Source organism: Lysinibacillus sp. G4S2, from assembly GCF_030348505.1.
In the GTDB taxonomy this organism is placed as follows: Bacteria; Bacillota; Bacilli; order Bacillales_A; family Planococcaceae; genus Lysinibacillus.
Genome location: NZ_JAUCFJ010000002.1, coordinates 5,243,057 through 5,264,335, shown reverse-complemented (window position 1 = coordinate 5,264,335; position 21,279 = coordinate 5,243,057). Strand labels below are relative to the sequence as shown.

General features: G+C 32.7%; 14 protein-coding genes. 13 read left to right on the top strand and 1 reads right to left on the bottom strand.

Annotated features, from left to right (window positions below; translation table 11 throughout):
- Positions 1 to 153 precede the first annotated feature (153 nt).
- From QUF91_RS26805 to QUF91_RS26785, 5 genes are all read left to right on the top strand, one after another.
- Positions 154 to 675 carry a type 1 glutamine amidotransferase domain-containing protein gene (locus tag QUF91_RS26805; RefSeq protein WP_289419925.1) on the top strand — a complete coding sequence of 174 codons (522 nt, stop codon included), beginning with the start codon at positions 154 to 156 and terminating at the stop codon, positions 673 to 675.
- Between the two features lie 912 nt (positions 676 to 1,587).
- Entirely contained in the window at positions 1,588 to 3,390 is a 1,803-nt protein-coding gene (gene glmS, locus QUF91_RS26800; protein ID WP_285395800.1) for a glutamine--fructose-6-phosphate transaminase (isomerizing), read from the top strand.
- A gap of 152 nt (positions 3,391 to 3,542) precedes the next feature.
- On the top strand, positions 3,543 to 4,382 hold the full coding sequence (locus tag QUF91_RS26795; protein ID WP_289419924.1) for a TnsA endonuclease N-terminal domain-containing protein: 840 nt from the start codon (positions 3,543 to 3,545) through the stop codon (positions 4,380 to 4,382).
- Positions 4,379 to 6,541 (top strand): Mu transposase C-terminal domain-containing protein, encoded by a 2,163-nt coding sequence (locus QUF91_RS26790; protein WP_289419923.1) that lies wholly within the window; start codon positions 4,379 to 4,381, stop codon positions 6,539 to 6,541. The genes QUF91_RS26795 and QUF91_RS26790 overlap by 4 nt, the downstream gene beginning before the upstream one ends.
- Positions 6,516 to 8,204, top strand: a complete 1,689-nt coding sequence (locus tag QUF91_RS26785; protein ID WP_483308100.1) for an ATP-binding protein — start codon at positions 6,516 to 6,518, stop codon at positions 8,202 to 8,204. Before QUF91_RS26790 ends, QUF91_RS26785 begins: the two co-directional genes overlap by 26 nt.
- A gap of 55 nt (positions 8,205 to 8,259) precedes the next feature.
- On the opposite strand, the gene QUF91_RS26780 is transcribed toward QUF91_RS26785, so the two are convergent.
- Positions 8,260 to 9,552, bottom strand: a complete 1,293-nt coding sequence (locus QUF91_RS26780) for a putative sensor domain DACNV-containing protein (protein WP_289419921.1) — start codon at positions 9,550 to 9,552, stop codon at positions 8,260 to 8,262.
- Between the two features lie 161 nt (positions 9,553 to 9,713).
- Here QUF91_RS26780 and QUF91_RS26775 point away from each other — a divergent pair, with 161 nt between their 5' ends.
- The 8 genes from QUF91_RS26775 to QUF91_RS26740 all read left to right on the top strand — a co-directional run bounded on the left by QUF91_RS26775 (position 9,714) and on the right by QUF91_RS26740 (position 21,267).
- The gene (locus QUF91_RS26775; protein WP_289419920.1) at positions 9,714 to 10,307 is read left to right on the top strand and encodes a helix-turn-helix domain-containing protein; all 594 of its coding nucleotides are present in this window, start codon (positions 9,714 to 9,716) and stop codon (positions 10,305 to 10,307) included.
- Positions 10,308 to 10,326: 19 nt separating this feature from the next.
- Positions 10,327 to 12,171: a TnsD family Tn7-like transposition protein gene (locus tag QUF91_RS26770; RefSeq protein ID WP_289419919.1), complete on the top strand. Its 1,845-nt coding sequence runs from the start codon at positions 10,327 to 10,329 to the stop codon at positions 12,169 to 12,171.
- Positions 12,152 to 13,684: a Tn7-like element transposition protein TnsE gene (locus QUF91_RS26765; protein WP_289419918.1), complete on the top strand. Its 1,533-nt coding sequence runs from the start codon at positions 12,152 to 12,154 to the stop codon at positions 13,682 to 13,684. The genes QUF91_RS26770 and QUF91_RS26765 overlap by 20 nt, the downstream gene beginning before the upstream one ends.
- Before the next feature lie 208 nt (positions 13,685 to 13,892).
- Entirely contained in the window at positions 13,893 to 14,660 is a 768-nt protein-coding gene (locus QUF91_RS26760; protein ID WP_289419917.1) for a hypothetical protein, read from the top strand.
- Between the two features lie 6 nt (positions 14,661 to 14,666).
- A complete protein-coding gene (locus QUF91_RS26755; RefSeq protein WP_289419916.1) occupies positions 14,667 to 16,295 on the top strand; it encodes a hypothetical protein in 1,629 nt (542 codons plus the stop codon).
- Positions 16,296 to 16,308: 13 nt separating this feature from the next.
- On the top strand, positions 16,309 to 17,790 hold the full coding sequence (locus tag QUF91_RS26750) for a hypothetical protein (RefSeq protein ID WP_289419915.1): 1,482 nt from the start codon (positions 16,309 to 16,311) through the stop codon (positions 17,788 to 17,790).
- Positions 17,787 to 19,769: an Eco57I restriction-modification methylase domain-containing protein gene (locus tag QUF91_RS26745; protein ID WP_289419914.1), complete on the top strand. Its 1,983-nt coding sequence runs from the start codon at positions 17,787 to 17,789 to the stop codon at positions 19,767 to 19,769. Before QUF91_RS26750 ends, QUF91_RS26745 begins: the two co-directional genes overlap by 4 nt.
- 538 nt (positions 19,770 to 20,307) lie before the next feature.
- A complete protein-coding gene (locus tag QUF91_RS26740; RefSeq protein ID WP_289419913.1) occupies positions 20,308 to 21,267 on the top strand; it encodes a hypothetical protein in 960 nt (319 codons plus the stop codon).
- Positions 21,268 to 21,279: the final 12 nt, after the last annotated feature.

Here is a 21,279-nt window from a genome sequence, read left to right as displayed (position 1 = left end):
GATAGAACTATCGAAATGATGGATAGAAAAGCAAAAGTGACGGATAGAATGCCTTTGTGCTTGGAAGTATTGAAAGCTCGCCGACGAAATGAATGTTTTTGAAGAGAATGGGAACATTAGTATAGAGTCACATTAACAAGGAGTTGTATTGTAATGGCTAAAATTGCTACAGTGATTACTAATATGTTTGAGGACGCTGAATTTACGAGTCCAAAGGGAGCATTAGAAGCGGCAGGTCATGAACTAATTACGATTGATACGACAGCTGGCATTGAGGTAGAGGGTAAACATGGAGAGAAGGTAAAAATTGATAAAGCTATCGATGAGGTAACGGCTTCTGAATTCGATGCCTTGTTCATCCCAGGTGGTTTTTCTCCGGATGTATTACGCGTTGATGATCGTATTGTGGCATTTGTAAAGGAATTTATGGATGATATGAAACCGACCTTTGCTATTTGTCATGGACCTCAACTCCTCATTACAGCAAAAACATTAAATGGTCGAGACACAACGGGCTACAAATCGATTCGAGTAGATTTAGAAAATGCGGGTGCGATATTCCATGACGAGGAAGTATTTGTTTGCCAAAAACAATTAGTAACGAGTCGTACACCGGAGGATCTGCCGGCATTTAATCGAGAAATCGTAAAATTATTGGAAAGTAAAGAAGATTAATCATAAAAGGCACAAGCGAATTTACCTGTGCCTTTAAGTACTAAATTTTATTACAACAACCCTACTTCTTTTTAACGCTATAATGGCATTGGTAGTTTGCCCAAGTCCAATAACAGTGTAAATGCTTCATAGCCACCACCTGTTAGAAAGCCAATTAATCCCCCGATACTTAATCCTAAAAACAGGAATCCACCAATCGCCTCAAAATCTGCGGGATTACGAGTTTCGTAATACTGCTGAAAGCATCATTTAAATCCTCAGATTCCTCAAAGTTACTGGCGAATTTTATTTCCTTCTAAGAGAAAAAGATTGCTAGAGCGCAGAGACTTAGCATCATATTTTTAATAGGAATTTCCAATTGTTGTTTTATAGCAGATGTTTGTCTACATTTTGTCACTAAAAAGGAGGATAAGTAGGTGTTTTTTATAACGAAAATTTGACGTATAGCATATGATTGAGTATGATAGTGAAGTTGAAGATGAGGTCCGACCTTATCATTTAACGAGCGCATAAGGAGGGAAGGAAGAAAGCGCAAAAGCGGAAAACAATTATAGCGCCTGAGCTGAAGAAATTGGACGAAAGTATCTTCAGCAGACGAGGTGGAGGTTTATCGAAAATTCGGCGGATGCCTCCCGATCGACATACCCGATTGTCACTTTTCATTTTGAAAGCATTTGAGTGATTGAATGTACAGAAAATGGAGAAGGTATAGTTAAAGCAATAGATAAATAGAGAAACCTCTCGTATCGAACGATAACTATTCAGACGGCTGAATGTTGATAATGTGCATGTATTTGTATGCTTATTTTATTAAAAAATTAAGCATGGCTTTTACATTCATAAAAAAATTCGATAGGTAGAGGTCAAATTTGTCATTGCGTCAAATTGACAATATCGGAGGATAAGAAATTTATGTGTGGAATTGTAGGATATATTGGTGAATCAGATGCAAAGGAAATTTTATTAAAAGGTTTAGAGAAACTAGAATACCGTGGCTATGACTCAGCGGGTATTGCAGTACGCAATGAAGAAGGTGTAACAGTCTTCAAAGAAAAAGGACGTATTGCAGATTTACGTGAAGCTGTAGACGAAGACGTTGCTGCTAAAATTGGTATTGGTCATACACGTTGGGCAACTCATGGTGTGCCAAACCGTTTAAATGCGCACCCTCATCAAAGTACATCAGGACGTTTTACGCTAGTGCATAATGGTGTTATTGAAAACTATCATTTATTACAAAAAACTTATTTAAAAGGCATTCCGATGAAATCTGATACAGATACAGAGGTTATCGTGCAATTAGTAGAGCTATTTGTGAAAGAAGGTCTAAGCACAGCTGAGGCGTTCCGCAAAACTTTATCTTTATTACACGGCTCTTACGCATTAGCTCTTTTAGATGCAGAAGAGGCTGACACAATTTTCGTTGCGAAAAACAAATCACCACTTTTAGTAGGTGTTGGTGATGGCTTCAATGTTGTAGCTTCAGATGCGATGGCGATGCTACAAGTAACAGATCAATATGTGGAATTACACGATAAAGAGGTCGTAATCGTACACAAAGCTAAAGTTGAAATTACGAAAATAGACGGTACAGTAGTAGAGCGTGCACCATATACAGCAGAGCTTGATATGAGCGATATTGAAAAAGGTACTTACCCTCACTATATGCTTAAAGAAATGGATGAACAGCCAACAGTTATTCGTAAAATTATTCAAGCATACGAAGGCGAAAATGGCGAATTGACAATCGACGCTAATATTTTAGAAGCGTTACAAGCAGCAGACCGCCTATACATTATTGCAGCCGGCACAAGCTATCATGCAGGCTTAATCGGTAAGGAATATTTTGAAAAAATGGCCGGTATCCCAGTAGAAGTTCATATTTCAAGTGAATTCGGCTACAATATGCCATTACTATCAGAAAAACCATTGTTCATCTTTATTACACAATCAGGTGAAACAGCAGATAGCCGTCAAGTACTTGTAAAAATTAAAGAGCTTGGCTACCCAACGTTAACAGTGACAAATGTACCTGGCTCTACACTATCACGTGAAGCGGATCATACGCTTTTATTACATGCAGGTCCAGAAATTGCAGTAGCTTCAACAAAAGCGTATGTAGCACAGGTAGCTGTACTTGCTCTAGCAGCATATGTAACTGCGAAAGCTAATGGCAAAGGCTTAGAATTCGATTTAAAACAAGAGCTTGCGATTGCGGCAAACGGTATTCAAACAATTATCGATTCAAAAGATGTATTAGAGGATATCGCAGAGGACTACTTAAAAATCGCACGCAACGCATTCTTCATCGGCCGTAACATAGACTTCTATGTAAGCCTTGAAGGTGCTTTAAAGCTAAAAGAAATCTCTTACATCCAAGCAGAAGGTTTTGCAGGGGGCGAATTAAAACACGGTACGATTGCCTTAATCGAAGAAGGTACACCAGTGTTTGCTCTTGTAACACAAGCAGCAGTAGGCTTAAACATCCGTGGTAACGTCAAAGAGGTAGCTGCACGTGGAGCATACCCATGCATTATCGCAATGGCTGGCGTAGACGAAGACGGTGACCGTTTAGTAATCCCTCATGTACATGAATTACTAACACCACTTGTATCTGTAGTGCCATTACAATTAATCAGCTATTACGCAGCACTACACCGCCGCTGTGATGTAGATAAACCACGTAACTTGGCTAAATCAGTGACTGTTGAGTAAGTGATGAGAATGTATAAAAAAGATTGTAGAATTGAAATAAAGTCGCGATGTTTATAAAAAAGATGCGACGTTTAAAATAAAGTCGCGATGATTGTAAAAAAGTTGCGAAGCTTTACCCCTTTGGTTATTATTTAGCCAAAGGGGTGTTTTTTATGTCTAAAAGAACTAGAACATCTAAAGTTGAAAAGTGGATTAAAGAAGGTCGTGGCTCGGGAATTGGTGCCGATTATAAACCGTGGTTAAATATTCAAGATGTTTCCTCATTGGGAAGATCCACTCGTTTAAAAGGTATTAAAACGAAAAGGCAGCACGAATTTTTATCAGATTTGGAACGAAACTACTTTTATTTAATTGAATATTCGGATTTTGTCGTTGATATTCGAGAACAATTTCCTTTATTGCCGTTGGAAGAAACAATTGTCATTGCTGATGAATTAGGTCTAAAACATCCTACAGACCCTAAAACGAATGAGCCAGTTGTAATGACAACGGATTTTTTATTAACGGTAGAAAAAGGAAATGGGTTAGTAGAGCTTGCACGAACAATAAAAATGAAAGATGAGCTACTAAAACAACGAGTTATTGAAAAGTTTGAGATTGAACGAGTTTATTGGGAGCGAAGGCAAATTGTTTGGGGCATTGTAACAGAGTTGGAGATTCCTAAAGAAATGGCTCGGAATATTAGCTATATTCATGATTATTATGATATTCAACAATATGATGCTTTTCAAAATGTGAACCGACAACATATTGAAGATTTAGCAATGGCACTGTTACAGAGAATATTATGTGAAAGCAAAAGCCTTAGAGAAGTTACAAATTTATTTGATAAAGAGACACATATGCCTTTAGGAAGTGGTATGACGCTATTTTATCATTTACTGGCACAGAAAATCATTCGGGTAGATATGTTAGAGCCGTTAAACGTGGAACAAATAGTTGTTATTCAATCAATTGATGAAAGCATGTTGAAGAAGGTGAGATACGGATGATTTATATTAATCAAGTACTTCAATATACAGCAGATTCACAACGCATTCGTATTATTGAAATTGAAGAATCATACGCCTATGTAGTTAATATTGATACAACGAGCGCTATGCCTAAAAGAGAGCTATATAGCCATTTAGAGATAGAGCTTGAGCAAGGTGAATTATTGAGAATAAGCGATCCTTTTGCAAAAGCAATCCCAGATGATGAATTAACGTCTGTTCAAATTAGCAAACGAGATGAGGACTGGGTAACTGTAGAAAATTTAATCCTCCCTAATATGAAAGAGCTGTTAAAGAAAAAGGGACGTGAAGCAAAAATATTAGAGATTGCGGTTGAGAGTGGGCTAGGAAAAACAAAGATAAAAAAATTGCTAAGTCGCTATTGGCAGCGTGGAATGAACAAAAATGCTATGTTACCCGATTATGCAAACTCAGGTGGTCGTGGGAAAATTAAAAAGCTTACTAATGAAAAAATTGGTCGTCCACGTAGAGTAACCATAAATGGTGAATATCGAAGTGGCATTAATATTACAGATGAGATTAAGACTCAGTTTGAACACGCTATTAATAAATATTATCGCAAAGCTAATAACTATTCTTTAAAAGATGTGTATCATTTTATTTTGCGAGACTTTTATTCAGATCGTTACAAAGAAAATGGAGAGATTCAATATCGAATTTGGGAATCGAATCGTATTCCGTCATATCATCAATTTTACTATTGGTTCAAAAAGCTTGAAGACAATAAGAAAGACATAGAATTTCGTAAAAGTGTAAAGGAATATGAGTTAAAACACCGCCCAATTTTAAGTAATTCCAAAATAGAAACGAATGGACCTGGAACACGTTTTCAAGTCGATGCAACGATTGCAGATATTTATTTAGTTAGCTCTTTTGATGTAAATCGAATTATTGGTCGACCTGTTGTTTATGCAATTATTGACGTATATTCACGTATCGTCACAGGGATATATGTAGGATTGGAAGGGCCGTCTTGGCTAGGAGCAATGATGGCTTTAGACAATATGGTTGCTAATAAGGTTGAATTTTGTGAGCAATACGGAATAGATATTACAGAAGAACAATGGCCGACCTACCATTTACCCGAAATTATTATTGCAGATCGAGGCGAATTTGAAGGTTATGCAGTAGCTGGTCTTATTAATAATCTAAATATCAAAATTGAAAATACAACAGCTTATCGAGGAGATTTAAAAGGTATCGTTGAGCGCAAATTCCGTACGATTAATGGTAAATTAAAACAAAAAGCACCTGGTGCTATTCAAAAAGAATACCGAGAGCGTGGAGATAGAGATTATAGGCTCGACGCGACGCTGAATTTAAAAGAGTTTACAGCATTAATCATTACGATGATGCTGCAGCATAACCATAAAATCATTGATAAATATCCAATGGAAAAAGCGATGATTACAGATGGCATTGTGCCAACTCCTACGAATTTATGGAACTGGGGTATTCAAAATCGGAAGGGTCGTCTTCGTACAATAGATAGGGATATTTTACGTTTAAATGTGTTGCCACGTGGTAGAGCGACAATTTCACGAGCAGGAATCAAGTTTAAAAATTTATTATACGGCTCAAAGCGAGCAATCGAAGAACAATGGTATGCCAAGCTGAAAAATAAAAGCATCGACATTGTGTATGATCCACGCCATTTAGAAAAAATTTATATCCCGAATGATAACGGAATGGATTATGAAACGTGCATTTTATTAGAGCCTAGCCAGCAATACAAAATGGACTTTTTAGAGGAAATTGTTTTTCAGCAACAACTAAGAACTGAATTAGAAGAAGAGGAACGCTCTAAGCAAGTGCAGCTAAGAATTAATACTGATACGATGATGGATCAAATTATTAAAGCAGCAGAGCAAAAGAAGAAAAAGGCACTACATCAACCAACAAGTAAAAAAGAAAAGCTAGCAGCAATTCGTGATAATAAAGCCAATGAAAAACAAGCGAATCGTGAAGAAGAGAAATTTGATTTATCTTCTACACTCACTGTAGCTGAGCAACCAACAGAAATTATAGATTTTGCATCGAGAGCAACATCAGAACAACAACCAGAAAAGAAATCGTCTTCACGTCTTATGGAAAAATTGAAGAGAAAGCGAGATGAGGAATTTGGGAAAGATGAATAATGTCGTCTTAAAGGGTGATATGGAAGAAGCTAACTATAAGCCACAAATGCTTACCGAATACGCTCAAAATCCTTTTATCGAAGCTCTTCCACCGATTTTAAGTGAAGATGATGTTCTGGACCGTTTTATAGTGACACCACGCATTAGCGAGCAAGATAAGCAGAGTGAAACTAATATTCGTTATCATGTATTAAAGCGAGTGAAAAACTTTATTCAGCCCTTACCGATTCATTTTGAAGTAGAGCGTCGGCTATCAACATTGATTCGTCGTGGCTATTTAGCTAGAAATCCTTTAAAAAAAACGTATTTTGAAAAAATTCGAATTCTACATGAATTACGGGAAGATGAGGAAGAAGCTCACAAATATATCGATGAGCGGTTAAATCACATTCGCTCAACAGCAGATAGTTTATCTATTATAGGCATCTCAGGCATTGGTAAAACAACGGCAATTGAACGTTTGCTATTAATGTATCCTCAAGTGATAAAGCATGAGGTATACGAACAGCAGCCATTTAATCGTACACAAATTGTTTGGCTTAAGATTGATTGTCCATATGACGGTAGTCTTTCAACGCTATGTAAAAGCTTTTTTAAAGCCATTGATGACTTACTAGGCACACGTTACTTAGAGAAATTTGGTTACTTAAATCGTGTTACATCAACAATGCTGTTGCATATGACTTCATTAGCGAGTATGTACGGTATTGGTGTACTTGTCATCGATGAAATTCAGCATTTACTACATGCAAAGAATGACCAAGAGGAAATGCTGAATTTCTTTGTAACTTTATCCAACACAGTAGGTATTCCAACTGTTTTGATTGGTACGTCCAAAGCACAGCAGCTGTTTAAAGGTAACTTTAGACAAGCTCGCCGTGCAGCAAGTGATGGAGCAATTATATGGGATCGTATGGCTGAAGATAGTGAGGAATGGGAGTTCTTTTTAGAAACACTTTGGGAGTTGCAATGCCTTAAAAGTCGTTCTGAGCTAACAGGCGAGGTTAAGAAAGCTTTTTACGAAGAATGCCAAGGAATCACTTCAGTAGCAGTAAATTTATTCATTCTTGCACAGGAACGAGCGTTATTTGATGAGAGTAATGAAGATGAAATTATTACGACTAAAGTGTTGAAACAAACAGCGAAGAAGGATATGAAAATAATCCAGCCAATGTTGAATGCTATTCGTAATAATGATTTTGCTGCGATGTTTAAGTATGAGGATATTATGATTAATTTGGATGAGTTGATGCAGAATCACAAGCAAAATACGGCTTACGAAGGACAAATTAAGAAAGCAATGAAAGAACGCGAAAATACTATAGCCTTTAGAAGACGTGATATAAAAGAAAATCTGATAGTCGACATCGGTTATTTAGGGGCATTTCAAGATTTTGATCAAAAAGTAATTTATGATATTGTAAAAAAAGTTATTCAGGCTAATAGTTTAGAAAATGATTATAATGATCTTAAGTTGCAAGTAATTGAAAAATTAATTGAATTAAAGAAAAATAGGGTAAATAAAAAGACTAGCTTATGTAAGAGTCATCTAAATTTGAAATTATTAAATTTACTTGATAAAACGCGTAATAATAATGAACATATTTATGAATTATTAGAAAAAGAAAATTTTATTAAAAGTCCATTGAAAGAATTTTATTAAAAACAAAGGGCAGCCTATCAATTTGAAAACTTGATAGGTTGCTTTCTTCAAGTAATTAATTTTCTAAATCAATAGATGTCCAAAGAGTTAATTTATCTTCTACTTGAGTGACTGCTTTTATATCGCCATCTTGAGAAATAATAAATGCAAGAGAATCTTTATATTTTGAACAAAATCTAAATACAGATCTATGTCTAGTTCCGTATATTTCCATTGGAATTGATTGTGTACTTGTTCCGTCTGTATCTCTAGAAATATGAACTTCTTTAAGGTTTGAAGTAGCAATGATTTCAGCACCAAAACCCAATAGATTCAACTTGTTGTCTATTATTACGGCACCATCTACTTCAGAAAATGATGCGAAAAGTTTGTGTAACTCCATATATTTTTCGTCCCACTTTTTTAACTCTTGGTTATAATTTTTGTATTCTTTAAATTCTTCAATAGATACTGAATCCGTTTCTAAAATGTTAAAAAAGGATTCATAGCTCTTATAGAGACTTATTTCACTTTTTTTTACCGTATCCCAAGCGGAATTAAAATTACAAGGATATTTTATTTTAAAAGATTTAAGATATTTTTCGGAATCTTCACTATCAATAATGATAAGAGAACCGCCATGTTTTTTCTTTTTAATTTCGTTTAAAATACACTTTATAAAACCAGTGTATGCTCCCCATATTGATGCAGGTGTTTCATTATCTTCATCAGCGAGAAATGCTTCTATTTCTAAATTTAAATCATTCGTAAATTCAATTAGCATTTTATTAAAAGGTGTATCAAAAAAATCCGAAATAGGGCCTTCATTAAAACAATTTGAAATAGGCGAATCTAAATCCCCATTGGTTAGTTTTAATAAAGTGTTACCAAATCTAGAAATCTCAATATTACCAGGTTCATTTACGGAAACTGTTAATAAATTTGGTGGTAAAATGGCACTCCTGTTTCTACTAAAATGGTATTCACTCCATGAGTTACCTATATGAATTAATCCCCAAATAAGCAATCTGTTATTTTCTAAATTTACACCAATTATAGTCTGGTTAAGATCTGTAGCAGGAGCTAATTTTAGAATTTCTTTTACATTAAAGATTCTTTTTTCTTGGAATTGAATTATATCGAAATAACTATGTTCATTAAATAAAGTGCTTTCGCTTATATTCGCAAAAGCAATACGAAATTTAATTCTTCTATCTTCTTCCGTAAGAAAAGATGCATGATAAGCTACTTCTAAAAATTCGAGTAAATATTCATCTGTTAGTAAATCGGGTGCTGTTTTTAGCTCTTTTCTATTTTCGATCCATATGCTTTGTAATCTATGTAATAAATCAGGTGGATAAATTTTCATCATTACCTCCGAATTCCTATTATCTTATATACTTATAAAAATATACCATATATTAATTGTTGATTAAATTTAAATTTTAGGTATATTATTAAACATATAAATGACTTTAAATGTCGTGAAATGTCGTATTTTAAAAGCTTTTAAGAAAGGATGAGTAGAGAATGGGGAATTTAAAAACGATTAATGAAATTTGTGAAGAGTACAGTATTTCTAGGAAAACCGTCGAGAGATGGATGAATACAGGATTACCGTATGTAAAATTAAATAGCAACAACGGTTCTGTACGTATAAAAGAAGAAGATGTACAAAAGATGATTAATGGTATGACTAATGAAAATCCGATAAATCGTATGCGATGGGGAGAATTTCAAGCTAAATTAGCAATTAGTCAGGATTTATTTGAAGATCGTCAACACAATCTTTCAAGTAAAATAGAGTTTTATGATGAATTTAAACTATCATATCCACAAGATTTTTATGTGATAATTGGTGAAACAAATGTATTAATTAATGTTTCTAGTATTGATAGTAAACATTTTGATTCTTTTAGTCTTGAAGAGCAAGAAAAGATTTTTAAAAGGAAGTTTTTTGTAGAAGAACAAAATTTGAAGCTGATTATTATATTAGTTGGATTTAATGACAATTTAGATTCAAACAAATATATATTTAATTCAAGTAATATTGTAAATATGGTTGCAGTTAATTTGAGAGATATAACTAATCTAGATATTATGAAATATTTAACTCAATATTAATTTATAGGAGGGAGATTCATTGCTACCTTTCTTCACAAATCCATATCCAGATGAATTGTTGTATTCGACCATTGCGCGTTATCACTTTTATAGTGGGAATCTTGATTGTAAAGATACGTTGGAAGAGTTGTTTGGCAGTCGTTCTGTGATATCGAGTGTGGAGATTGGTAGCTATTTTTCTGTGTTGGCAGAGCAGCTAGGACCGCAGTATTCTGCGGAATCATTATTATCTAACCATACAATTTATCCGTACTATGCCTCATTTTTATCAAAGCAGCGTCAGCAAGAAATTTTGCAGGATGTGTTAGAGGATGGGCAGTCACTTTATACGAGACTTGGAATTGTAGCTGGCAGTGTTTGCCGAAAGGATGGTTTATATTATTGTGTTGAATGTTCAAAAGCAGATAACGCACAATATGGAGAGCCCTACATTCATAGAGAACATCAGTTACAGGGAATTAATTATTGTCCGCATCATGAAGTGCAATTGCGCCAATATTCCATTAAAAGTGATAGTCGGATAGCTTATGTTCGTTTTGAAATTAGACATATGAATTTATCGCCTATTTATGAATCCGATCCGTATAAAGAATTGGCTATTGAAATAGCGAAGGAGGCGTATCGATTATTACAATTGCCATTGCATGAACTTTCAAGAGAAGCTGTAAGTTCAAAATATAGAAGTTTATTGAGAAAGCGTAATTTGATCACAGCATCTAATTATGCACGTCAGAAGGAATTGTATCAGGCTATAGCATCTTATTTTCCACCAGGTTTTCTTCAACAATATGAGAGTGAGCTAAATGAAGTAGATGAGTACAATTGGTTGAAAGTGCTAACACGCAATTCGAAGCGACATGTACATCCGTTGCGTCATTTGTTTTTATTACATTTTTTACAACAGAATATCGCTGATTTTACGCATTTGAAAACAGATCAAGGTGCGTTTGGTGCTGGACCATTTCCTTGTTTAAATAAGGCTGCATCACACTACAGGCAGTTAGTCATTCAAGATGTAGACGTAACAAGGGATTTTAAAACGAAAAAATTGATTGGTACATTTACGTGTTCATGTGAGTTTATTTATGCAAGAAAACAGGCAACAGATATGTTCAAAATTGGTCGAGTGAAAGTGTTTGGTGAGGTTTGGCAGCAAAAGTTACATGAGCTTTCTAATGAGGATTTAAGCATTAGGGTAATGGCTAGAGAATTAGGTGTAGATTCGAAAACGATTAAAAGGTATTTAACTGGAAATGTCGAATTAAAACAAGAGGAAAGCCTTGATTCAGTAGCATTGAAATTAATGCAATATCAACAGGAATTACTAAATGGAATAAAGCAATTTCCAGATCTCTCACGTACAGCATTACGGAAGAAATTTAAGAAGCAATATATGTATTTATACCGCCATGACAAAGCGTGGTTAGACGAAACCTTGCCAGTAATTCAACGAAAGCAGAAACCAACGACATCAGTCGATTGGTCGAAGCGAGATCAACAATATATGCAGCAGATTAATTTACTACATCAGCAATTGCTACAAGAAGAGAAGCCTGTCCGCATAACAGTCTCAAAAATCGGCAAGAGGTTAAGGATACTTGCAAATTTAGAGAGACATTTAGATAAGCTACCGAAAACCAAACAATTGCTAAATGAAATAACGGAATCTATACAAGAATTTCAATTTCGTCGTTGCTATAAAGTAATTGATGATTTGCTAGATAATAATGTACCGGTATTGTTGTGGCAAGTGCAAAGAATAGCAGCAATTAAAAAACATCATTTTCATGAAATGAAACCTCAATTAGAAAGATATATAGAAATGAAGCAGGAAGTGAGAAACAGTGATCGAGCAACAAGTTAAACTAGATAACTGGCCTTTTAAAAAGGGAGAGCAAGCACAATTAATTTGGATTAGCTCTCCTTTTCGTTATGACAAGAAAATAATGATTTATGCTTATTTTAGAACAAAAGGTAAAACAGAAAAATTATTAGTTGATTGGGGTACACTCCCAGCGCTAGCAATCCAACATTACTATATGGATGGTGATATTAGAAAAAGCGTTCCGCCCCAAGGAACAGATGAAGTAGACATTACTATTTATCCTAATATGGTCAATATTCATGAAAAGGAATGGGAAATTTACGGGACGGATGATAAGGATATTTCAAGAAACTTTATCATTAAGCAAGGAAACCGAAGCCATATCCTCCCATTAATTGAAGTGGTTCGCAGCATTTTAGCACCGAACCGTTTTTTACTATATAGACTTTTTGAAGCGAATTCATTTCCTCTGTATTTTATAGAGGACTATGAACAGAGTAAAATCCACTTAGATTTTACATCGCAATATCACCGAAAATACACACAATCAAGTTTTCTGTACCAGCTAGTATGGCTGCTTACAAATCAAGATTTAAGAAACGGATTTGAAAATGTAGCATATACATTTAATAATACTGGTATTTTGAATTTTGGTTGGTCATTTAGACAGCCAATTACGATTAAAGCAATAGTGAAACCTAATTCAACTGGTGGCACAGTAATAAGAGTAGTAAGTGTGAAAAATAAGCGTATTCCTTATAGTGAAATTACATTTGGACACCCTGAAGTGGTTCAATCTGAAAAATCCAATGAACCTAAGAAATATACATTACATACTAAGAAAAATCTAAATGGTCAGCAAGATGACTTATTGTTAGATGAAGTAGTTGAAGGGACAACAGATGATTTTGACATTATTGAAATGGATAATCAGCAACATGAATATATTAAGCCTCCTAAAATAACAAAGATTCGAAAAGGAGCTAATAAAAAGCGTGAATTTGAAGATGAAAATACAAAGAAGCAATTTATAAATGACGAAGGTAAACGCTCAACAGCTGATGTGGGTGGAAATCAAGTTACAAGAGGATTAGAGCAGCAGTCATTGATGGATATTCAGATTGGCGGTGAATTGGGTGAGTTTATTAAGGTAATGAGAGTATTGCAGGATTTCCATGAAGTACAATCCATTAATATTATTCGAGGGAGCTTAAAGGAGTTTTCTAGTATGAAACGTTTTGCTTATTTGAGTGATAGCGTGACGGAGAGGAAATATGTGTGTGCTGAAATTGTGTTATATCCAAATACAATAGTAAACGTTATTGAAGTTGAGCGAGAAGATAGGGCCCTGTCGACTTTTATTTGTTTTTTAAAGGATCAAAAAAATAAAAGTTATTACTTTCGACAAATTTTAAATGGGTTAATTGAGAATAATGGGACTTGGAATAAAGAACAACTATTTTTTAACAATATAAATTTTTTAACATTGAGGCATGGTAAGAGAAATATCGAGCATCGAGCAAATAAAATATTTCGCAAGATATTTACATGAGAATTTAAGAGGAAATGTTTTTAGTATAGTTGGGAAATAACCGTTATTTCAGAAATAATATTTGAATAGAGATTTTTCTTATATAATTTCATTTTGTTAGTATAGGTCGTGATTTAAGAGCACATTATAATATGATACAAAAGAATTTGACGGTAATCATGTTTATCGATAAGATTGATTTATCGATAAACATCTAGGAGGTTTTTAAATGAATATTTTCCCTTTATACGAGTTCCCTCCTGATACAAATGTATTGGAAGAAATCTTATTTTATATAGAAGAAACACAACCTATTTCTGTGCTAGAGTTAAAAAAATTTGTAGGTACCCTTTTAGGTAAACGTCCATCTAGAACTAATATAACTATTAAAGAATTAAGCAAACTGGGAATAATTGAAGGTGATAGATATATCACATTAAGTTGGGAAACTCAATTGTATTTAGATTTAAAAAAACCATTATCTGATTTACTGATTTATTTGTCTTATAAAAAAATAGATTTATTTAGGATTTGTAAGGATATATGTAGAGTAGATCCACAAAATACTTTATCTAAACCCCAATTGTTATCACATTTGTATGAACTTGGATATGAAGAGGGGAAATTATCAACTAACAGAGAAAAATTACATGGAATCACAAGATTCGTTAATATATGTAAAGAGTCTACTGAGAATAATCCGTTTGAAGAATATGAACGCTATATGGGCTATTTAAATATATTAGAAACAATATACTTAAGTCATACAAAAAATAAATATAATGTAAATGTAACTTTAGCGGAACTGAAAGAAAATATTAAAGAAAAAAACTGCTTTGAAGATATGTTAAATAAATTATATTCGGATCCTTTACTTTCACCTAAAACATCGTTCTCATCTGTAAGCAATGCTTTCGCAATAAAAGGCTTTATCAAAATTAATCATAGTAATTTCTATTACCTAAAAATTATAGAATCTTTAAACTCGAGGAGGTAAATTGTAATGAAAGAATTTATAGAAAATCTTTTTAAAAATGAAAAACCATCTGAAAAGAGATTAATAATTAAAGAAATTAATGGAATGAAAAATTCGCAACCACCAGCTAATCCAACATTTATTGTTAATCAACAAGAAATAAAACAACGAATAACACAAAGGTTTTTAGATTGTTTAGATGGGCATGGATTTCAACAAATTGTTTTAACAGCCAAATTTGGTGGGGGAAAGACGCACTTCTTAAATTGGCTAGAATCAAGAATAGGTGAAAATGAAAATTTTTATATGGTTAGCTTTCAAGTACAAGAGAGTAGTGTAGTAAAATATAGTTTTATAAAAATGATTGTATCTAAATTATTTCAAAGTTATTATGAGGATTTTAATGAAGCTCTAAAACATTTAGTATTAGATTTTTCAGAGGGAATTATTGGCGAACAGGATGAAGTGATAGGAAAGTTATGTACTAAATACAGCATTTCAAATGATTTGGCAAAATTATTATTTGAAATTCAGCAAAACACAAAAAAGAAAAATGCGGCAATTAGAATTTTAGGCGCTTCTCATGGTCGAACAGAAATTGTAAAATTAGGGATTAGAAATTTAGCAGACCGCGATTATATTAATGTTATTGAGTTCTTTCTTAAATACAAGACTAGAGAAGGTTTTCTGTTGATTTTATTAGATGAATTTGAACATTCATACTTAGCATTAACGCCGGCAGCAAGAAGAAATTTCTTTACTAGTTATAAAGCATATATTGATAAAGCGGTTCAGTTTGATCCTGGCGAAGTCGCTCTATTAACGGCAGTAACAGAACAATCAGAAGGCTTATTACGGGAGAAAATGGATGGCGAAGAATCTGCTATTTGGACAAGAATCAAACATCATATTAATACGCTTAGTGAATTTAATCCAGCTAATCAAGAGGAATTCAGTGAATTATTCACAGAATTGGCTGAAAGGTATAATGTTGCATATAGTTATAATATAAATACTAATAATGAATCTGAAATGAGAAAACGTTTTTTTGAAAGATTAGGAGGAGTAACCTCTCAATCTATGAGTTATAGAGAGGCCATTCAAACTATGCTTTTGATTATGGATGATTTAAGGATGAATAAACAGACTTTAGGGGTTTCCAAAGATGATAGATTGGAATTTGAACAATTTATTCAGAATTCAAAAAAGCAATGGGAAAGCGCTCATCACAATGCTAAGCCTGGCCTTTTGAAAAGTGGTTTTGAAGAGCTATTATTAGAGTTTAATTTTGAGAGAGTGAATATAGATAATGAAATTGGTGCTACTTTATATGTAGAGAAAGAAAAAGAAAAAAGACTATTGTATATATCAACTGCTACGAATGGTAAAGCATTGTTGAATAATTTAAGTAAATGTATCAAATATAAGGATATTTTAAGTGAGAGAGAGAATTTGAAAACTATTTTTATTTACGAGAAAAAAATAGAGTCGGAATCTGTTATTCAAATGGGAAATCTAAATAGAGATATTTATATGTTACCTATCACTGAGATGGAATTATACACTCTACTATCCTATAAAAGTGCAAAAGAGCATAATTTAACAGAGGAATTAATGATAAATTTAGATAGTGTTATAAATAAGTTAGAAGTTTAGAGGAGTGGTAGTGATGGATAGAAAAACTCAGTGGCTTCAAATTAAACTTAGTTTTTTAGAAGATATTGAAATTCCACTCAATGAGTTAAAAAAAATTCTTAATAAAGTGGAGATAAGCTATAAGTATATCATCAAAAATATAATAATTTTAGATAGTACTAATAACATCTCAGAACAGACAAAACAGAAGCTCACGGAGGAAATTAATAAGTACCTTTCAGATACAGACGAAGGGTTAGTAGAATTAGAAGTTGAACAGGTAAATGAAATTTTATTTGACTTAGAAATTAAGAGCCCAATAATTGATGAAGATGAATTTATATCATATTTGGCGAGGATTTTGGATAGTGAAATAGAGGAATATGATAATGAAATTAATCTAATCAAGAAAGTTGATTATAATGAAGAGAATTATTCAAAAACGCCTTTATTACATAATATTCGTTGCGAAAATATAGCTATTTTTACTTTGAAAACTTTAGATCTAGGAATTGCCTTTATTGGCTACATGAAATTTAGAAAAACTCTAAAAGTGACAATTAAAGTTTTTAATTTTGATTTGTTGAAATATTTAACAGAAGAAATGAGCTCTTTATTTGATGAAATTGAATGGGAAGATAATATTAATTGGAAGTTATTGTTCGAAAGAGAGGTTTCTCAAGGCTATAGAGAACATAAGAAACATATCTGCCAAAATAATTTAATGAAGTCTTTCCTTACAATGAGTAAAGCCAATGACGGAGATGGGAAAATAAGGTTATTGCTAAAATGTTTATTAGATAAAGGATATTTAAATGAAGAGAATTATGCTGAGATAACCTCACTTAACGGTATTACAAGGTTTTTACAAAAGTATAATAGGATTTTAAAAAACAATCTTGGAGAACATAACCTATGGATTGATACTAATTTAGGGGTAGTATTTAAGGAAAGAGATAAATCAGATCCTGAAAGAATTCAAGAATTAAGTACTGTTGAAAGTATCTATGCCCCCCCTGAACATTTATTGCATTATGTTAGAGCATATTGGCATCAAGAGTATGTAGAATCTATATTTAAGAGTGTAAAAGAAAAAATTAATAGTACTGAAAACGGTATAGAAATAATTGAAATAGTAACTGACTACCAATTTGATCTTATTAGGACGGGGAAACCTATTAAAAGTTCTCGGGATATAGATTTATTGTTGAGGGTAAAAGACGTTCAGAAAAAATCTGAATACATTATAGCTGTAGAAGCAAAAAGAAATGCTGCGGAATTCTCAACAGTAAGAAAAGATATAACAGAAAAGATATCTACTAAATATGCAAATATTTTTTCGGGCTTTATAGCTGTTGCTTATTTTGACAAAGGAGAACAAGATATTGAAGAAAGTGTAGTGCAATGGGGCGAGGAAGAGGATTTGATTGAAAAATTATGCATTTTATGTTCTAGCACAGAAATCGACTTGCTAGAAACAAAAATAATTAGTGCAATAAATAGGATTTGCATATGAAAGATGAAAGATATATAGAAGAAACTGTGGGTTTTTTGAAAAAAATAAATACCTTTAACTTAAAAAGCTTAGAAAATTTTTATTTATTATATTGTATTTCATTTTGTTCCAAATACATAAAATTAAATGAATGGGAAAAATCAAGTACAGAAATTTGTTTTAAGCAATTAAAGGTTGAATCAATAAATTTTTTAAATAAAAGAGTATTTGAAAAAATAGATTTGGAAGATCCAAATCTATTTGAATATTATAAATGGCTAAAAAAAAATATCCCATCATATACTACTGAAGATATTCTTGGAAATATTTATATGAAACTTTCAGTAAAAGAACATAGAAAAAAGATGGGAGAACATTATACAAAAAATACTTTAGTAGAATTTATTATTGATGAGGTTGGAACAGCTATTTCTAAAGAAAGTAAAATTATTGACCCGGCATGTGGATCAGGGAATTTTCTTGTAAGAATCTTAAGTAATTTTTTAAGAGAAGGTAATTATAATGAAAATAATACCTTAATTAATAGATTAGCAAGTAGTAATTTTCTTATAGGAGTAGATGTACAAGAGATTCCGTGCTTAATTACTAAGTTAAGATTTCTAATGGAAATAGTTTTCCATCAAAAAGAAATAAATCCCGATATTACTTTGCCTGTTTATAGATTGGATAGTCTACTGACTGTAAATGAGTATTTAGAAGATAATCAATACGATTTAGTAATTACTAACCCTCCATTTTTAAGATATCAATTAATCGATGTAGAGATACGTAAGCAATTAAAAATTAATTATTTTTCAGCTTCTGGGAGATTTGATTTATACACTCTTTTTATCGAAAAGAGTTTAAAACTTGCTAGACCAAAGGGAAAAGTTATTATATTATGTTCAGATAAATTTATGGAGGCTCAGTATGGGCTCGGTATAAGGAAATTCATAGAAGAAAATGCGCATTTAACAACAGTATATAATTTAAGTTCCATATTTCCATTCAAAGCAGCGGTTTTATCGGCAATTTATTTTTTTGATAAATCACTTAAAATTAATGGTGATAACTTAACTCAGTGTTTCACTGTGAGTGAAAATTTGAACGTGATAAAAAAAGAATTTTTAGGCCAATTAATTTATGAAGACAAGTGGAGATATGGAAATTCAAGTAGAGAACATATACTTGTTAAAATTCAAAGAAATTCAAATTTATTGTTAAATGATATGATTGATAAGATATCAATAGGTTTACAAACTACATTTGATAAAGCGTTTATAAAAGACATTAATAAGGAATTTATTTCTAATGATAATGTCGAAATTAAATTTATTAAATCTGTTTTAAGAGGAAGAGATTTGGATAAATGGAGATATAAGTGGTCCAAATCTTATGTTTTATATCCATATCTAGATGAGAATGGACATTCTGTAGTGATATCTCTTGATAAATACCCAAAGGTTGAACAATATTTATTAAGGTATTATGAGGAGTTAAGTTCAAGAAGTTATTTTATTAATCATCCTAATAAAAAATGGTTTGAACATTGGAATCAACGTTCATTTAGTCTTTTTAAAGATATAAAAATCTTAACTCCAGAAATTTCTTCATATAATTGTTTTTCATTAGATACAGAAGGATATTTTTATAATGGCACTATTTATGGAATAACTTTGAAAGATAGATATGATTTAAATGATTATAAATACCTTTTAGGAATATTAAATAGTAAACTGTTAAATTTCGTTCATAGAAATTTGAACTCTACACACTTACAATCTAATAAATATAGATATCAAGCTTCTACCATGAAGAAATATCCTATAGTTTTTCAAAAAAACTCCAAATTTTATAATGAGCTAGTTAGTATAGTAAATGATTTATTAAAATTTGATGATAATCAAATAGAATTAGAGAAAAAATTGAATGACCTTGTATACAAAATGTATAAAGTTCATTCTAAAGATAGAAGTTTAATTGAAGAATTTTGTGATTGAATATAATTTATATAAAGGGCATTTTTATGGGAATGGATAACACTTGATAAATTTTAATCAAACTTTTTTATAAAAACTAAAATCAATCCAAACTCAAGCCTACTCATTTTGATCAATCTTTTTTCAAACTGAGTGGGTTTCTTCTATAATAAAATTAACGTTTGCAGCCAACTTTTAATCAAACTTTATTCAAAACCAACAAAGATATGTTAAATGACAAATAGGTTGTTTAATTCACACTAATGTCGTTTAAAAAATAATAAAGTTGTTAAATAAAATGCGAGTCATTCTATTCAACAAAAGGACGCTTTTATGAGGTAACTAAAGCCTAATTTCTCACTTACATCACCGAGAAATTAGGCTTTTTTATATTTGGCTTTCCTTATCGTTGTAAATCCGCATTTACCTGAGGTTACCCCTTTTAGGTACTACTTATAAAAAAAGATTTCTTTCTCCTCCAATCCAAAAACAAACTTTTTAGAGGACCTCATACGTCTTACTTTTGTAGAGACAAAATGAATAAATGGAGGTTTAGAAAATGAAGAAGCAATACATAAAGAAAATTCCTTATTTAGCAATGGCAGGTTTAATTTGTGCAGTTGGAATCGGGGCGCCACAAGTTTCGTTGGCAAAACAGGCAGCTTCAGATTCAAAAGTGGTGGCTCAGCAATCCGAAAAAACGTTGCCAAAAGTAGAGATTGGTCAAAAATTTAGCGTACCCGAACTTAAACTTAAGGAAAATACGTATGTACTCGACTGCAAGGTGTCCGATATTGACGGTAATTCAGTTAAAGACAATGTGATATTGGTGGGTACAAAAGAAAAGATTGATGGCAAACTGGATGCGTATGCGAATGATTTATCCATCATCGTGCAGGAGGGAAAAACTAAAAAATATATAAAGTATGATTGGATGTCCAAAGGGACGGATGGAAAATTTTATGGGGAATCCGCCCGAGAACCAAAATTGATTATTAGTGACTATACGGGCAACAAAGTGAACGATATTATCGTAACGGCTCCTCAAGGAGGAAATGGTGGATACGTGGATCATCTGATCTTAACTTGGGAAGGAAAAAAACTCAAAAATGTTTTGGCGGATAACCAAGAACTATACACGAATTCTCAGGCAAACTTCATTTTTAAATTGCCTGTTTCATGGAATGGACATTACAAAACAAGCCAATATTCAGGCAAAAATGCAAATCAAATCATGCCATCGGCTAAGCATGTAGTGCAGTTCGATTATACTGCAAAAAATGGAAAAGATACTGAGATGCTGCTGATGATCTCCGTATTTTCCAAAAATGATTGGAGTCGCCTCTCCAGTGAAGAAGGCCCACCTGTAGGGAGCGTCATTACGAAAGCCAATGGCATGGTGTATGTGTACACGGTACCGCAGTCCAATCCGTTTGCTCCACAGTCGAAAGACGGCAAGCTATTTGACCAACTGTACGGTGATTTGAATATTAATAAATCTTTCAAACTGCTAAATTAGGTCTTTGTAGAT

Excerpts from the sequence above, each read along its gene's own strand:
- QUF91_RS26740 (WP_289419913.1), top strand. The coding sequence starts at position 20,308 with ATGAAGAAGCAATACATAAAGAAAATTCCTTATTTAGCAATGGCAGGT.
- QUF91_RS26795 (WP_289419924.1), top strand. The coding sequence starts at position 3,543 with ATGTCTAAAAGAACTAGAACATCTAAAGTTGAAAAGTGGATTAAAGAA.
- QUF91_RS26760 (WP_289419917.1), top strand. The coding sequence starts at position 13,893 with ATGAATATTTTCCCTTTATACGAGTTCCCTCCTGATACAAATGTATTG.
- QUF91_RS26780 (WP_289419921.1), bottom strand. The coding sequence starts at position 9,552 with ATGAAAATTTATCCACCTGATTTATTACATAGATTACAAAGCATATGG.
- QUF91_RS26775 (WP_289419920.1), top strand. The coding sequence starts at position 9,714 with ATGGGGAATTTAAAAACGATTAATGAAATTTGTGAAGAGTACAGTATT.
- QUF91_RS26790 (WP_289419923.1), top strand. The coding sequence starts at position 4,379 with ATGATTTATATTAATCAAGTACTTCAATATACAGCAGATTCACAACGC.
- QUF91_RS26785 (WP_483308100.1), top strand. The coding sequence starts at position 6,516 with ATGAGGAATTTGGGAAAGATGAATAATGTCGTCTTAAAGGGTGATATG.
- glmS (WP_285395800.1), top strand. The coding sequence starts at position 1,588 with ATGTGTGGAATTGTAGGATATATTGGTGAATCAGATGCAAAGGAAATT.
- QUF91_RS26805 (WP_289419925.1), top strand. The coding sequence starts at position 154 with ATGGCTAAAATTGCTACAGTGATTACTAATATGTTTGAGGACGCTGAA.
- QUF91_RS26755 (WP_289419916.1), top strand. The coding sequence starts at position 14,667 with ATGAAAGAATTTATAGAAAATCTTTTTAAAAATGAAAAACCATCTGAA.
- QUF91_RS26745 (WP_289419914.1), top strand. The coding sequence starts at position 17,787 with ATGAAAGATGAAAGATATATAGAAGAAACTGTGGGTTTTTTGAAAAAA.
- QUF91_RS26750 (WP_289419915.1), top strand. The coding sequence starts at position 16,309 with ATGGATAGAAAAACTCAGTGGCTTCAAATTAAACTTAGTTTTTTAGAA.